The organism is Bacillus sp. LR--39 (genome assembly GCF_053613335.1).
Map to the genome: position 1 here is coordinate 1 of NZ_JBSIOT010001596.1, position 518 is coordinate 518.

At 46.7% G+C, this 518-nt stretch carries 1 pseudogene; it reads left to right on the plus strand.

Going from position 1 to position 518, the window contains the following annotated elements:
- Positions 1–518, plus strand: a pseudogene (locus ACWHAR_RS32000) (hypothetical protein); the annotation flags it as partial.

Below are 518 nucleotides of genomic sequence, written 5' to 3' on the forward strand. Positions count from 1 at the left end.
TCATCCCGATGGACAAACTTGGACAACCCTTGAAGACATGCGTGAGAAAGGAAACCTTCAAAACATCCTTAAAAAGGAAGAAGAGCATCTTTACAGCATCAAAACTGAACCAGAGTTTGCGATCGGACAAACAGCCCATCTTATCCAGCATAAGGGCTTCAATGTGCTGTGGGATTGCATGACATATCTTGACCAAAAGACAATTGACCAAATCAACGAATTAGGCGGTATTCAAGCCATCGCCTTGTCTCATCCGCATTATTACTCTACTCAGGTTGAGTGGGCTGAAGCGTTTCAGGCGCCGATCTATATCCATGAGGATGATAAAGAATGGGTGACAAGGCCAAGCAATCACATTCACTGCTGGTCAGGGGAAACGCTCAATATGAAGCCGGGACTGGACCTTTACCGACTGGGCGGACATTTTAAAGGCGGTGCTGTTTTGCATTGGAGCAAGGGCAATGAAGGGAAAGGCTGTCTATTGACCGGAGATATCATTACGGTTGCGGCGGATCGAA